Annotated in this window: 15 protein-coding genes; 5 read left to right on the top strand and 10 right to left on the bottom strand. The window is 56.0% G+C overall.

Going from position 1 to position 14,378, the window contains the following annotated elements; genetic code table 11:
* The first annotated feature begins 463 nt into the window (after positions 1 to 463).
* On the top strand, positions 464 to 1,819 hold the full coding sequence (gene nhaA, locus AC2FD9_RS21515; protein ID WP_282121140.1) for a Na+/H+ antiporter NhaA: 1,356 nt from the start codon (positions 464 to 466) through the stop codon (positions 1,817 to 1,819).
* On the opposite strand, the gene AC2FD9_RS21510 is transcribed toward nhaA, so the two are convergent.
* The 3 genes from AC2FD9_RS21510 to AC2FD9_RS21500 form a co-directional block, all read right to left on the bottom strand.
* Complete coding sequence (locus AC2FD9_RS21510; protein WP_282121139.1) at positions 1,816 to 3,615, bottom strand: SLC13 family permease; 1,800 nt, start codon at positions 3,613 to 3,615, stop codon at positions 1,816 to 1,818. The two genes, nhaA and AC2FD9_RS21510, sit on opposite strands and share 4 nt — an antisense overlap.
* 221 nt (positions 3,616 to 3,836) lie before the next feature.
* Positions 3,837 to 4,802, bottom strand: a complete 966-nt coding sequence (locus tag AC2FD9_RS21505) for a fatty acid desaturase (protein WP_282121200.1) — start codon at positions 4,800 to 4,802, stop codon at positions 3,837 to 3,839.
* A gap of 294 nt (positions 4,803 to 5,096) precedes the next feature.
* The gene (locus tag AC2FD9_RS21500) at positions 5,097 to 5,339 is read right to left on the bottom strand and encodes a hypothetical protein (protein WP_282121138.1); all 243 of its coding nucleotides are present in this window, start codon (positions 5,337 to 5,339) and stop codon (positions 5,097 to 5,099) included.
* Between the two features lie 154 nt (positions 5,340 to 5,493).
* On the opposite strand from AC2FD9_RS21500, the gene AC2FD9_RS21495 reads away from it, so the two are divergent.
* On the top strand, positions 5,494 to 6,228 hold the full coding sequence (locus AC2FD9_RS21495) for a Crp/Fnr family transcriptional regulator (RefSeq protein ID WP_496838810.1): 735 nt from the start codon (positions 5,494 to 5,496) through the stop codon (positions 6,226 to 6,228).
* Between the two features lie 78 nt (positions 6,229 to 6,306).
* On the opposite strand, the gene AC2FD9_RS21490 is transcribed toward AC2FD9_RS21495, so the two are convergent.
* The 7 genes from AC2FD9_RS21490 to AC2FD9_RS21460 all read right to left on the bottom strand — a co-directional run bounded on the left by AC2FD9_RS21490 (position 6,307) and on the right by AC2FD9_RS21460 (position 11,283).
* Positions 6,307 to 6,495, bottom strand: coding sequence for a hypothetical protein (locus tag AC2FD9_RS21490; protein ID WP_113788272.1), 189 nt, complete (start codon positions 6,493 to 6,495; stop codon positions 6,307 to 6,309).
* Positions 6,496 to 6,833: 338 nt separating this feature from the next.
* Positions 6,834 to 6,971, bottom strand: a complete 138-nt coding sequence (locus tag AC2FD9_RS21485) for a hypothetical protein (protein WP_299986016.1) — start codon at positions 6,969 to 6,971, stop codon at positions 6,834 to 6,836.
* A gap of 164 nt (positions 6,972 to 7,135) precedes the next feature.
* Positions 7,136 to 8,254, bottom strand: a complete 1,119-nt coding sequence (locus tag AC2FD9_RS21480; protein WP_282121135.1) for an alanine/ornithine racemase family PLP-dependent enzyme — start codon at positions 8,252 to 8,254, stop codon at positions 7,136 to 7,138.
* Positions 8,251 to 9,384 carry an N-acetyltransferase DgcN family protein gene (locus AC2FD9_RS21475; protein WP_282121134.1) on the bottom strand — a complete coding sequence of 378 codons (1,134 nt, stop codon included), beginning with the start codon at positions 9,382 to 9,384 and terminating at the stop codon, positions 8,251 to 8,253. Before AC2FD9_RS21475 ends, AC2FD9_RS21480 begins: the two co-directional genes overlap by 4 nt.
* Before the next feature lie 996 nt (positions 9,385 to 10,380).
* The gene (locus AC2FD9_RS21470) at positions 10,381 to 10,587 is read right to left on the bottom strand and encodes a hypothetical protein (RefSeq protein ID WP_282121133.1); all 207 of its coding nucleotides are present in this window, start codon (positions 10,585 to 10,587) and stop codon (positions 10,381 to 10,383) included.
* Positions 10,584 to 10,970, bottom strand: coding sequence for a hypothetical protein (locus tag AC2FD9_RS21465; RefSeq protein WP_282121132.1), 387 nt, complete (start codon positions 10,968 to 10,970; stop codon positions 10,584 to 10,586). Before AC2FD9_RS21465 ends, AC2FD9_RS21470 begins: the two co-directional genes overlap by 4 nt.
* A 43-nt stretch (positions 10,971 to 11,013) precedes the next feature.
* Complete coding sequence (locus tag AC2FD9_RS21460; RefSeq protein WP_282121131.1) at positions 11,014 to 11,283, bottom strand: hypothetical protein; 270 nt, start codon at positions 11,281 to 11,283, stop codon at positions 11,014 to 11,016.
* Between the two features lie 326 nt (positions 11,284 to 11,609).
* Between AC2FD9_RS21460 and AC2FD9_RS21455 the strand changes: the two genes are divergently transcribed.
* The 3 genes from AC2FD9_RS21455 (at position 11,610) to AC2FD9_RS21445 (ending at position 14,032) form a co-directional block, all read left to right on the top strand.
* The gene (locus AC2FD9_RS21455; protein ID WP_299665509.1) at positions 11,610 to 12,035 is read left to right on the top strand and encodes a hypothetical protein; all 426 of its coding nucleotides are present in this window, start codon (positions 11,610 to 11,612) and stop codon (positions 12,033 to 12,035) included.
* Entirely contained in the window at positions 12,032 to 12,478 is a 447-nt protein-coding gene (locus AC2FD9_RS21450; RefSeq protein WP_298854940.1) for a hypothetical protein, read from the top strand. The genes AC2FD9_RS21455 and AC2FD9_RS21450 overlap by 4 nt, the downstream gene beginning before the upstream one ends.
* A gap of 429 nt (positions 12,479 to 12,907) precedes the next feature.
* Positions 12,908 to 14,032, top strand: coding sequence for an SLC13 family permease (locus AC2FD9_RS21445; protein ID WP_496838809.1), 1,125 nt, complete (start codon positions 12,908 to 12,910; stop codon positions 14,030 to 14,032).
* Positions 14,033 to 14,378 lie beyond the last annotated feature (346 nt).

Genomic DNA, 14,378 nt, shown 5'->3' with positions numbered 1-14,378 from the left:
GAGCCAGAAACCCTCCCTTATCAAATCGACTTAAACTGTCCCATTGGCGCTGACGTCAGACAGACGCGGCCGAATGTCCACGCATCTATTGGCCGCTGGTTTCAAAATTCTGAGTGAAGCGGACTGAACTTTGGAAAGTCACAGCTGGCTCAAGGAAAGAGCCGAAGCACCGAAGTCTGACAAACGACTTCTGGTGACGATCCAGCTATTGTTCGGAGCCGTTCGCGGGGAAATGACAAAGAACCAACTCCGGGGCTTCATGAATGCCGGATGCTAACCTGTTCCTTAATTTGTGAAGCCTAATCAACCGTTTCCGCATTGTCTGTTTCTCAGAAACTGAAAAACCTGCTGGTGAATATCCTGCGTGGATGGCTCCTGCATAGCCAGACATTGATCCACGTGGTCATTGCGTCCACGCTTCAATGGCGTAGTCTCTTTTCACCCGAATTGGCGTAGTTGTCCCATGATAGACAATCATCAAAGCCTGCCCCAAGAGCCCGCCGATAGAATAACAAAACCCTTCGCACGCTTCCTAGAGATCCAAGCGGCCGCGAGTGGGCTCCTGTTCCTGGCTGTTCTGCTGGCTTTGGCGCTGGCAAACTCGCCTTGGCAAGAAGGCTTCCTGGGCTTCTGGAAGACCCCTATTGGCCTGACATTCGGTTCGTTCGATTTCACCCGCTCGCTGCGACACTGGATCAACGACGGGCTGATGACCCTCTTCTTTTTCGTGCTTTCTCTGGAGCTCAAGCGCGAGATCGTACTGGGCGAATTGCAAAACCCGCGACAGGCCGCCCTGCCGTTCGCGGGCGCTTTGGGCGGCATGGTGGTGCCGGTCGCGCTCTATCATTTGTTGATGTCCGGGCAGCCCGGGGCGCACGGCTGGGGAACCGTGATGGCAACCGATACGGCGTTCGTGATTGGGTGCCTGGCGCTTTTCGGAAGGCGGATCCCGTCCACCTTGCGTCTGTTCCTTCTTTCTCTGGCCATTTTTGACGATATCGGCGCAATTCTCGTAGTCGCCTTCGGTTACGGGGAAGCGTTGAACTGGTCGGCGCTCGGTTTGGGTCTGCTGGGAATTGGTATCGTCGCAGGCGCCTCGCGCGTCGGGATCAGAAGTGTCCCGGTTTATTTTCTGCTCGGTGCGGCAGTCTGGCTATGCATCGACGCCTCCGGCGTTCACGCGACCATCGCAGGGGTCATTCTGGGCCTTATGACGCCGACGCGCATATGGGTAAGCGATGCCCGGCTGCATGCAATCCTTGGGCGCCTACGCGCCGTTCCGGCCGGCTATCGGCAGCAGGGAGGTACCGCAACCCGCCATAACCTGCGTCAAGCAAGCAGAGCGGTCACGGAGGCACTCTCGCCAGTCGAACGGCTCGAGACAATGCTGCACCCTTGGGTCGGCTTTGCAATCATGCCGATCTTCGCGCTGGCAAATGCCGGCATCACGGTTCAGGGTGCCGATTTCGAACAACCGGTCTCCTTAGCGATAATTGTCGGCCTGGTGTTAGGAAAACCGATCGGCGTCTTCGGGTTCAGCTGGCTAGCTGTCCGATTGGGCCTGGCAGTGTTAGCGCCGGGCCTGTCGGGGCCGTTAATTCTGGCCGGCTCGTTTCTAACTGGTATCGGTTTCACGATGTCGCTGTTCATAGCGGGTTTGGCCTTCGATCCGGCGACGCTGAATGCCGCAAAGCTTGGAATTCTCTCAGGATCAGCTATTGCCGCAACGGTCGGGATCCTCATGCTGCTCCTGCTGACAATTCATGCAGCGCGCGCAAAATGCGCTACAAGTACCGCAGATCAAGACCGGATACCCTAGAATGGGAAGAATACCGGGATCACCCCGACCACGGCTGCGCCGACGATAAGATTCATCGGAACGCCGATCCTGAGGAAGTCGGAAAACCTGTAGTTCCCTGCGCCATATACCAATGTGTTGGTCTGATAGCCGACCGGAGTGGCGAAACTTGCACTTGCGCCAAACATCACAGCGACGACGAACGGCTTTGCGTCGACACCGAGTTGTTCCGCAACACCGATCGCGAGAGGTGTAACGACGACGGCAACGGCGTTGTTGGTAACCGCCTCGGTGAGCGCCGAAGACAGTATGTAGATCGCAGCGAGCGTAACAATTAGGGGCAACTCTACGAGAGTCGGCACCAATGTCTCCACGATCAGGTTGACAGCTCCTGCATTCTGCATACCGCTTCCGACGATTAGCATGGAAAAGATCAGCACAAGGACGCTGGCGTCGATGGACGCCCAGGCTTCGCCGCTGTCGATGCACCGGAGCACGAGGATGGCAGCGACCGCGACAAGGGCAAGCACGCTGATCTCGGCGAACCCGGCTGCGGCGAGCGCCACAACCGCGAAAAGCGCGAACAGAGCTAGCGGCGCTTTCCCGCGGCGGAAGGCGCGCCCCCCGGCATCTGTGATCGCGGCAAGATCGCCCGCCTCGGTCATTCGGGCAAAGCCTTCAGGCGTTCCTTCCAAAAGCAGTGTATCGGCGGGGCGCAAAAGCGCCGTCGACAGGTCGGGTCCAAGCACTTCCCCATGTCGGTGGGCGCCAAGAACACGCATGCCGTATCGGTGCCCCATGGCAAGCTGGGCAATGCGCACTCCGCGGCTTCGGCGTGAAAGCGTCACGATAGCTTCGGCGACGATCAGCTCCGAGGTGTTTTCGGCCTCTGGCCCCTGGCGCAACCCGACTTCGATCCCTTCAAGTTTCCTGAGGGTGAGCAGTTCTGATGTCGCAACCTTGGCAATGATCCTGTCGCCCGGTTCGAGTATGTGTTCACTCAATCCCTCTCTCTTGACTCCAGACCGCGCACGGATGCCGACGATTTCAACACCTCTTCGGCTGAGGGCGGCGATTTCATGAATCGTTCGACCAATATTCGGGTAGTCCTCTTGCGGGCGTACCTCGGTCAAAAAAGTCGCTTTATCGTCGCCGCCCTGTTCCGCAATATCCTTTCGGTCCGGCAGTAGGACAGGTCCAAGCAGGAGGAGCGCCACACCGCCTGTGGCCGCGGCCACCAGACCGACCGGTGTGATCTCGAAAATTGAAAACGGTTCCAAGCCAGACGCCTGGGAAACGCCGTCCACCAGAAGGTTGGTCGACGTGCCGATTAGAGTACACGTCCCGCCCAGGACGGACATGTAGGAAAGCGGAATCAACAGGCGTGTCGCGGCAAAGCCCAGGCTCTGCGCCAAACGAATGGCCACCGGTATGAGGACGATGACGACCGGCGTGTTGTTAATCAGACCCGAGGCGACTAGCGTCGCGATGAGAAACGCCGCTATACCGGCGACCGGGCGCTTGCTCCCTGCGGCGACAACCTTGTTCGCAAGTGCGTCGAGAAACCCGGTTCGGACCAGCGCGCCGCTGATTACGAACATCGCGGCGATCGTTATGGGTGCAGGGTTCGAAAACACTGCCAGAACTTCATTCGTGGGGACAAACCCCAATACGACAAACAGCGCGGCGGCCCCCGCAGCGGTTACGTCCGGTTCGAAGCGCTCGGAAAGAAATGCTGCGAACAGAAGGACGACAACTGCGAGCGCAAGATAGGGTTCATAGTCGGCGATGAGATCAATCAGTCCGCCCTCCTTCATTCATACCTTTGCTGCTGACGATATGGCGGTCACAGCATCCACCTTCCTGACTAGAGCGACAACTGAATAATCAGCCCAATTGTCCCGACAATACTGGCTCAGAAAGAAACCCTACTGGCACAGATGTGGCCGTCCGTGGAGCAACAAATGTCCTAATGAGGTGCTCCCAGTTTCCTATCCAACGCACCAATTCACTGACCAGTGGCAATATTACGCAAGGCTCAGGTGGGAAGTGCCCGGGCCTCTGCAAACGACAGCAATCTGCGGCTTTTCTCATCCCAAAGGTGCAGTCGCGCGCAGCGGAAGCTTTCCCAAAGCGTAATGCGTCTGGTCTGTGCCAGGACGTCGTGATCCTTGACTACGTCGTGTAAACGGTAAAACGGGATGCGGCTGGCCAGGTGATGCACATGGTGGACTCCGATGTTCCCGGTGATCCAGCGCAGGATGCCGGGCAGAGCGTAGTGCGAACTGCCGTGAAGGGACGCGTCCCGGATGTTCCAGTCTTCCTCGTGCCGCCAGCTGGTTTCCTCAAACTGATGCTGCACGTAGAAAAACCACATGCCGGCTATTGCGGCCAGAAGCATCGTCGGCAGGAAGACGAACAGCATTACCTCCCAACCGCCCAGCAAGACAATCACTGTCAGAGTGAGGCCTATGGCAGCGTTTGTCGCCATCGCACTCAACCAGTAGCGCCAGCCGGACCGCATCAGGTGTACTGGCAGCCGGTTGTGCAGGAAGAACGTGTAGAACGGCACCACCCCGAACAGGAAAACCGGATGGCGTAACAGGCGGTAAAGCGTACGGCCCGGCCATCCCTTCCCGCGGTACTCCCTGACTGTCAGCACCGGCAGGTCTCCGATGCCCCGCCGGTCCAGGTTTCCGCTCGTGGCGTGGTGGATCGCGTGGGTCTTGCGCCAGACGTCGTAGGGTGTCAGCGTGATAACGCCGATCACGCGACCGATCCAATCGCACAGACGCCGGTCGCGGAACAGGGAACCATGCCCGCAGTCGTGCTGGATTATGAACAGCCGGAGCAGGAAGGCTGCATTCGCCAACGCGAGAGCCAGTGCCAACGCGGTGCTGATCGAGAGCACCCACCAGGCAACCGCCCATATTGCCACGAAAGGCGCGAGCGTGACCGTCAGTTCGAAAATACTGCGAGAGGGGATTGGCTGCCGGTACTTCATCAGGGTTCGTGTCCAGTCTGATGCGGTCAGCCGCGCCTCTTCCTGTCTTGGACCGGTTACACCGGAGGGGTATCCCGCGCTGGGTGCCCCGCCCGTGACGGGCAAGGGTCCTGGCTGGACCCGCGCTTGCCGCGCGGTCGAGGCAGATCCGGCAGTCTGCATGTCGGTTTGGATGCTACCGTCTTGGTGGCCCATGCTACCCGGCATGTCCTGCTGGTCGGGCTGTTGGCCCCGTGCGTTATTCGAGTTGGACGAAAACGGCATGGGCGATATCTATCTCGCTGAAATTATGTGTCATCCCGGCGGCCTCCGAACGGAGTTCCCGCTAGCAATGATCCGGTTGATGAGAACCGCCACGGACCGATGCGCCTCTATCTCTCCATCAGTTACAGCCGCGGTTTCATGCGTCTTTGCAGCATCGCGAAGGATACCCATGATCTCACGTTCTGCGAGAAGCTTGTGATCGTTCATCGCCAGCAGCATCGACTCGCAGATTGCGAGGGCCGCCATTCCCGAGAAGTCCTGTTCGCTACGCATTTTGTGACTTCCTTCCAGGTAACTGTTAAAGTAACGCGCGACCGGGCGGCCTCGCTTATCACAAGCATCTTCGCAGAAAAAAGGCTATGTTGGGCTAACCGAAAGCAGTCTCTGCACGATTGCGCCTGGAGCTTTTCCGGCTTGTGAGGCCCCGATGACGGATATCTTTGAAAGCCCGCTGACACGGAAGCTGCAAGTCTTCGTCGCCTTGTCTGACGATGAATTGGACGTTTTGAAGCGTTTGCATCTGCGCCGCCGGTCCTTCACGGCGGGGCGTGATCTTGTACATCAGGGGCAATCTGATCAGGCCGCTTACATTCTGGCCGCCGGCTGGGTGTGTTCCTACAAGCTTCAGCCGGACGGAACCCGACAGATCGTAGACTTCCAGATACCAGGGGATTTTCTTGGATTGCGCAGCGTCCTTCTGCGCACCTCCGACCACAGTTTCGAGCCGGTCACGGACATTCAGGCGGTGGAGGTTCTGGGGGGCGACCTTCTGGAAGCATTCGAGAAAACGCCTCGCCTGGCGGCAGCCGTTCTCTGGGCAGCATCACGGGACGAAGCCATGGTCGTCGAACACCTCGTTGGGGTTGGCCGACGCGCCGCAGATTCGCGCATGGCGCATTTCTTCTTGGAACTGGCGGAACGGCTGAGGCTGGTCGGAATGGGGAGCAAGAAAGGATTCGCTTGCCCTTTGACGCAGTACCATCTTGCTGATGCACTCGGCTTAAGCGCCATCCATGTGAACCGTGTTTTGAGGCAGCTTCGCGAAAAACGGCTGCTGACCTTTCGGGACGGCCGCGTGATGTTCGACGACTATGACGGATTGGTGGCCATTTCAGGTTTCGATACGGCGTATCTGGATCAGACCGGCCCACGTTTGAAATGAAGGAGGCCGCCCTTCGCTAAACTTGGGCGACCTGATTTTCTTCTAAGACGAGATAAGTCAGTAATAAGACGAGATAAGTCAGATAATCTCTTCTGCAGCCGCGTTGAGTTCCCTGTCCGTCTCGTCGTAGTTATTCGCCTCGTGCGCTTTCTCGGCAGCCTGGTAGTGTTCCAGCGCCCGATCCTTTCTGGGACCGGCAGGTGCTTTGTCACAAGCTGCTTTGACCGAGGTCATCTTCTCGGTGACATTGGTTTGTTCAGGCGTCATTAGAATGTCCTTTCCTGGACATTCCGAGAATAGGAAACGCTGGGCAATGCGGCTCGTTTCAAGAACCGCACGCTTCACGCGCTTCTATTTTGCTCGGAAATGAGTGCCGCCGGAGATTCGGCAGGCACGAAGCCATGTACTCATCTTCTCCGCCCCGCAACACTGACGCAGGTTAGCTTGGGATAAAGCCACACCGCGTGGGTAATGATCTGAGGGGGAAATCGGTGACGCTTGTAGCTGATGGATGTTGAATTCATCGATGTCACCTACGTCCAAATCATATCATCGGCAACCGAACGACGGTTAACGTGACGACACCGTTCAGACCTACCGGATTTTCATGATTTCTTGGGGTCAGACTTGACCTGTTCCGGGCCGATGAAGGCAGGTTTGAGTTTGGGTTCGACTTCTGAGTCTTCAGCAGCCTTCGAATTCAGCAACGCTGCCGCTCTGATCGTCAGATCCTTGAAAGACATGCTTTTTCCTTTGATTGCCAACAAGTATTTCGAACTCGCGATGGAACATAAAATCACTTGTGGCTAGTGCACATATAGGTGTTGGAGACCCGATTTACTATGGGCTACCAAGAGATCGGTTCCTCTATCGTGATTTGATGCTGCCTCAATTTGAGCTCATCGGCCTATATCACCGTTGGATGCACACGATCCGGTTCTATCACAGCTCCGTTCCAAGTTGTTTCACTGACAAAGACCTTTTCGACATCGGTCGCGTTCATCGCCCTCATGAGCGCACCGTAGTTCAACTGACACCTGATTTCGGCCCCAACCTGCAAAGCGCATTTGGAGGTTTCAGTGACAGTGTGATCACTCGTCGCGCCGACAAATGTGATGTCCGTAGGAAAGCTCAGCCCGCCAACATTCGTGTCCTGCAGCCCGACAGCAAGAACCGAACGGGACTTGCTGGAACTATCCTGCACAAGACGCAACGCCAAAAGAGCCGGATCAATCAGACGCAAGGGAAAGGGCCTTGTCTTGAACTTTGTTTCGATCACCTCGACCACAAGAGTGAACGCATCTGTATGAAGCCCATCTATCTGCTCGCCGGAAACGGGATCGGTGCCCAACAGGATCGCCTCGCCCAGGCGCAGTTCGTTGATACGCCCCTTTGTCGGTAGATCCAAAGCCCAAGGTAAATTGGCGGAACTGCCTCCTGATACGGTCTCAAGAAATGGGCCGCAAGCGCCCTCGATTTCGTATGCGAGCGTCGTTACGACATCCATTGCATCAGCGTTCGGAGCAATGTTGCCCAGGCAGGCGAAGTTGGCACCAATACCTTTGAGAGCTACGCCAGGCATCTTCATCACCAATGTCGCGATACGCTCAAGATCTTCTGGCATTATCCCATCGCGCATATCTCCCATCTCAATCATCAAGATAACGCCATGCACCTCGCCATTGCGTAGCGCGACTGCGGAAAGTTCCGCGATAACGTCTATCTCTGTATTGTAACTGGTTTCACAGGTCTCGATGATTTGATCGATTTCGCTCAGCATAGGAGAGCGGATCATGGATATTGGGCAGATGATGCCGGCGCAACGCATGCGCTTTACGTTCGCGACCCGGGCATCGGCCAACTGGGAAACGCCGCTTTCTAGCATGGCATGGGCGACGGCTGGGTCACCGCAAACAGCCTTTGTCACGCCTGTCACACTGATCCCGTGCGAAGCAAGACGGTCCACCAGAAAGCGCGTATTCTGGCGGATCTTGCACAAGTCGATTTCGATCCGCGGCGTCGTCATTCGGCAACCACACGCGGCAATGGCCGCAATTGGGGATAGGCAGAAAGAACCAACTCTGCCAAGTGCGCCGCTGGTCGGAGCAGAGCGTCAGTCACTGGGAGACAGAAGTTGCGTGAAAAGCCCCTGATGGCTGTTTCCACCTCGGTGTTCGTCATTCCTTCATGATTGAGCGTGACACCAATCACTTTCGTTTTGGCGAAAGCTTCGATAAGTTTTATCTCGACGCGCGGATCGGGCATCGGCATGTTGGGAAAATCGCAACGGTGGGTCCGTTTGGGGGCGTGTTGCAGAATGACGGCGTGTGGCTGGCTACCGCGAAGAATGAATGCTGATGTGCAGAAAGCCGGATGGCTGAGCGCGCCTTGGCCTTCAATTAGGATGACATCTGGTTGTTCCTTTTCGGATGCCGCAACAATGACACGCTCAAGCTCGCCACAGCAGAACTGAGGCGGCACTGCATCCAAGGCAATACCATACTTGGCTCCCTGCATCACGCCGGTCTGACCGGTTCCGACCAAAACCGTCTTGATCCCCCGTTCATTCAGGGCATTCGCCAGCAAAGTTGCCGTGGTCCGCTTTCCGATTGCGCAATCAGTGCCCAACACAGCGATACGGATCGCTTCAACATCTGCAACGCAGCCGTCAAACAGACGCATGTTCTTGCTAGGTTGCGGCTTCCGAATGTCCCGAATGGTAACACATCCAAACTGGGCGGCTGAGCCAATTTCGAGATCGTCGCCGAGATATTCGTGTAGCCCACTGACGATATTCATGCCTGACGAAATCGCGTCCAGAACAACGCCTCTGTCTGCCGTGGACAATGTACCACTGGACGGTGCCATTCCATAGATCAGAGTGTCTGGGGCTACCGCTTCGTGAGCGATGGCCGCGCTAAGATCGCCATGCACTGGAATGCCGTTGTCGATACCATCGAGAACCTCGCCGCTGTCACGCCCTTCTAGAGTGCTGTCAATTACTGACAGAACACGAAAGACCTGCGAAAACCGGACTAGACCGTTTGCAGTCTTGCCGTCAGTCTTGCCGAAATTCCCTTCACAATAGACGGTGGCGGTTGGAGCGTCATAAGAGATTATCTTAGGAGGGTTATCTGGACAAATTGAGAGATCCATCGGCGGCGCCTGTGCTGCTCTTGCGACCGGTCTCTTCATTTGCGCTAAATGATCTTCCGTTTTCATGTCTGTTCCTTTCTATGTCGAGCCAAACCCGGGACAATGAAGCCACCAGGGTCAACGAAGTGACGCCTGATTTGGGATCAGCAGGCTTCGCGTTAGTTGTTCAGAACGCAAACGCCCTTTGATCGCTGGAAATTTCGGTGGCACTCCCAGCGGTTTCCGGCCCTGTCCAAGTGGGCGTTGGCCGGTAAGTCTATGAAAACGCATCCACTGGCAGTTTCCGCATACCCGCGGTCACATTTCCAACCTTGTCCATGGGAGGCATCGTCAAAGTAAGCGTTCTCGGGAACAATAACCGGTTCACAAGCGCCAACTCGCTGGAAGTACCCGCGCTCGCATGTCCAGGGTTGCCCATAAGACGATCCATTCAGAAAGGCATTGGCTGGTACCATGATTGGGGCACATATCTCACCTTCGGCCCGATAGCCCCGATTGCAAACCCAAACATCACCATAAGACTCGCCCGACAGGTACCCGTTGTCAGGTACTGCAACTTCCAGGCAAGTCTCGTCAATTTTCACGTAGCCGCGCAGGCACCGCCAACTTTTTCCTGAAGAGGCGAGATATCCGCCTTCGGGTACGGGTACTTCGACACAAGCCAGGCCATTTTCTTCTAGAAATCCATGCAAACAATCCCAGCCCCTGCCATAGGTCCTGTTTGTTGCGTAAGCATTCTGAGGGACTATAATGGCGACGCAAAGGTCGTCTTCGACCCGGTAGGATCGGTCGCATTCCCATCCGTCCCCGTAACTCCTGGAGTGTGCATTCTCAGGCATGAGGGCGTCTGCAGATTGTGCGAACACAGGGAATGCGAATGACGCGAAGATACCAGCCAGAATGTACATTCTTACCGAAAGCCGTTCTGACGGTTTCTTTTTGGGCAATTTTCTAGGTGTCATAACTGGCTCCCTTCTGACCTAATGGCATCGGCTTTTATTCTTGGGTTTCAGTTGCCCTGTTAAGGTCGTGTTGGGTGCGCCACGACTCAGGCCGTTCGTCTCGTAGTGGTGGCACGTCTTCGTTCTCGATAGTTTGGATAGGGTGTCCCGTCAGTTCCGCTGATTGAACGGCCATCGTCATCACAAAAGACAGCTTCTGCAGCGCCTTTTCAGCCAACGGTTTTGGTGTGGCATGTTTCATCCCTTTTCCACCGTGTTTTCCGCGCGTTCCGGCGGCTTGTCGACGTCAAGGCCGGCAAGACAAGCTTGAGCGATGTCACGGTCCGGAACATCCGTGCCCGGAATGGTTGCCCAGCCTGTCTCCATGACGGCATCGCGGCGTTTGTAGGTTGTGGCTTTTCGAATAGTGTCAATATGTGCAACCCGATCCGGATCCACGCGTGCCATATCGAGGCAGACCGGCACCATCGCCGCTATGACTTGGTTTCGAGCCATCGCCGTCGCTCTGGTATCTGCGGTTCCGCCAGTCACCCAACCGCCCCATGAAAATCCAACCACACCGACAAAGACCGCACCGATCACGGCCCCATAGATGCTAGGTTTCAGCCATTCAGGAGTGTTCATTTCGAATCCTCCAGCGGAGAAAGCGCCGCCTCGCTATCATTTTTTAGTCTGGGTCAATGCGCCGGTCCCGGCACAGCGCCGTTTCTAGGTCTTTCTCGGTGATTGGACGCTGTTCGGTGCGACCAATCTGGCTCCCTTTCCCATGGACGACCAAGTAGGTCGCAGTCCGGCGAAAGGCCTCAAAGCTGAGGCTTTGCAAAAGCTCTTCTTCGACGACGATTTCATATTCGCCTGCGGCCAGCTCGTCCGAGTAGCCCGGCAATACAAACGCATTGGCAAAAGTCACCATCGATCTCGACGATCGTGTGCTCATCCCCGACCTCCAGACTGTCTGCGGGTCTTTCCCGCGCCATTGTCACTCACCACCAGATTCCAGGGGCTACATGGTCGAACGAACTCCCTCCTTGTATCTCATGATCATTCGACGGGTGCTGACGCATGTTAGTCTCGGCTACCGGAATGCAATCTACCGAAGGCCCCTGGACCGCCAACTGGACTGACCTGTGTAAGGGCACCGCGACGAGCGATCGCGTAAAATTGGTTAAATCTGAAAATGCTCCACCTGTGTGCGTCCAGAACTTCGTTTTGCCCGGTGCGTACTGGTCAAGAGCTGACCGTCAATAAAAGAGGAGAATAAAGATGTCTGAAAACAAAGCACTGGGTACTCGCCCACCTGAATTCGAACGCTTTCTCTATGCACCTGTCGGCGAAGACCGGAACGGATATGTCGTGACGGTTCTCTCGGCGCTTGCACGTCTTGGCCTCGATCCCTGGAACGAAACCGCCGAACTCGTGAAGTTGCGGCGGGAAGAAGCCTGCGCGCGGCTTGAGATCCTCCTTTCGAAATTCAGGGACGTTCCCGAGCTAAAGCAGGACCACAATGCCGTCGCGCAGGAATTGAGCCTGTTGCTTCCGGAAAGCCCACGAGTAACTCCTCTGACGCGGGTGAGCTCGACAGTTGCCAATGGTCGCTTGGTGTCCAGCGGTGCAATCTGGACGATACTCGCGATCGTCTTCGTCCTGATACAAATGCTATTCATCAATTCGCCAGGATCAGACGAATGACCTCTGCCCATCAAGCGCCCGTGGACCACCGGCGATCGATTGTGAAACCTGAGGTCACGTCGGCGATCGAAGACGCGTTCCTTTGGAGCCTTGAGGAGAGGTTCTGGACTAGTGGTCTAGATAGCGCGCGCGCGACGACTGCACAGAACGCCGTCATGATCTTTCCCTTTCCGCCCGGCATCCTTCAAGGCGAACAGGTCTGGGACCACTTGCAACGGAATACAGGCTGGCGATCTGTTGTGATGACCGACCGCAATACGACGCTTCGCGGCAGCATTGCAATGCTCGCGTATCGCGTTTCGGCCGAGAAGGCCGGCGTGCCGATCTATGAGGCACTCTGCGCGTCCACATATTTGCAAGATGAGGACAATTGGCTTAGGATTTCGCACCAGCAAACACCCGTGATCCCGACTGAGTTGCTCACCAAATTCGTTTGGTCCTGATTCGTCCAATCCGCGGGCTGAAACAAGGTTTGCAGATCGGCGACAGTTGATAGAGATGAAGAAAATAACTGCTGGTACGACCTGTGCAGATATTAAATGCCTTGTCATGTTCGAGCACCGGCGCAGTGCAATCTGTGGGCGTCGATCTCGCAGATTTCGGGCATGTCCTCCTCCTTTCCTGAAGGAGTGTGTTTGCATCGGGTCCAAAGCACCAGCCACTGCGCATTGTGAAAGGAAAAACCAATATGTTGATACTCGATTTCCTTTCGGTCTTTCTGATAGCTGCCCAAATATTGGCTTTGTACCTAATCGCCTCAGATTTGATGATGAACAACACGCCGGTCGTCATTGTCTTAATCCCGGTGGCCATTCGATTGGCGCGAAGCCTCATTTTTTGCCGCAACACGCCTGCTGATCCCGCAATCATACATGGCGGTTCTTGGAGGAACTTGCACACTTATCGGGAATACAACCAATTTGCTGGTTGATGGTGTGCCGCAGGCATCGGGAATCGAGCCCCTTTCAATTTTCGAAATTATTCCGGTCGGTTTGGTTGCGGCAGCCACGGGTGGTTTGGCATTACTCATGCTCGGGCCTTTTCTTTTGCCCGATCGCGGGGATATTGCACGACTGGGCGCAGACAATGAAACAGCCTTCTTCACAGAGCTTCGTCCGTGGGAGGATTATCTGGGCGTGGGTCAGCGCATGGGCGGAATTTTTGACCTGAACCGGCGAGGCATGGAGATCATTGGTGTCCGGTCGCGATCCGGGGTAAAGCGCGATCGCCTGAATGAGCACGTTCTCGAGCCAAGTGACAAGATCATTGCCAAGGTGACGACATCGGAACTCCTCACCCTCCGTAGGATCGAAAGTAGCGAAGTTAGTTTGCGTCAAGGACCAGTCCCCGAGACCGTCACCGACCTGATAGTCGCTGAGGCTATCGTTACCCTTTCCCGTCGAAGTCGTGGTGTGCGAATTTGCCCAGCTCGCTATGGCATGCGCGTCATTGGCGCCCACCAGCACGGGGAAACAATTGGACCTGACTTGTCAACGGCACTCCTGCGTCCGGCTGATACGCTGCTTTTGGAGGGAACACTTGAAGGCTTTGCGCAGATGACCGAGGCTGGCGATCTCGCAGCGATCACGGATGCCGGAGGCCGCGCTTTCCGCCGCGAGAAAGCGCCGCTCGCTCTCCTGGCGCGGTGTGTGGTCGTGGTGCTTGCAGCCGCTAGGATAGCCGAGGTCAGTGTGCTTGCTCTCATCGCCATTGCGACCATCCTCGTATTGCGGTGCATCGACAGCAACGAGGCCTGGAGTTCCATCGACGCAGGTGTTCTTGTCCTGATCTTCTCAATGTTGATTGTGGGGATAGGTCTTCAAAACTCTGGGGCCGTTGGCCTGATCGTCAAAAGCGTAACCCCGGCACTAGACGGAATGCCTCCAATTGTAACGCTTGCTGCGGTCTACCTATTGTCCTCGGTGCTGACCGAAGCAGTCACCAATAACGCTGTTGCCGTCGTGGTGACCCCGTTCGCAATCGGCCTTGCCGAATAGTACGGCATTGACCTGCGGCCCTTTGTTGTTGCGGTGATACTTGGGGCGAGTACAAACTTTGCTACGCCTGTTGGCTACCAGACTAATACCTTGGTATAGTGTTTCAATGTCGTCGCCTTTTTGGACCTTCAGGCGCTTTGTCCCAAGCGGCCTTGACGGAGGCCATGTGCTTGACGGTGTGGTTTTCCAGACTCTGGTCTTCATCATTCTTTGGAATGTCCTTTCCTGGACGGTCCGAGAATAAGAAGCACGAGACTCATACAGCCCTTTTGGGGAGCTCCATGTTCCCCGCGCCCCTCAGGTACTCAAAAAAAATGCCAACCAAATACACAGCGGACACATGTCA

This window comes from Ruegeria sp. YTSC230, from assembly GCF_059609665.1.
The sequence above is the reverse complement of the archived record's forward strand: the minus strand, read 5'-3'. Positions and strand labels throughout refer to the sequence as shown.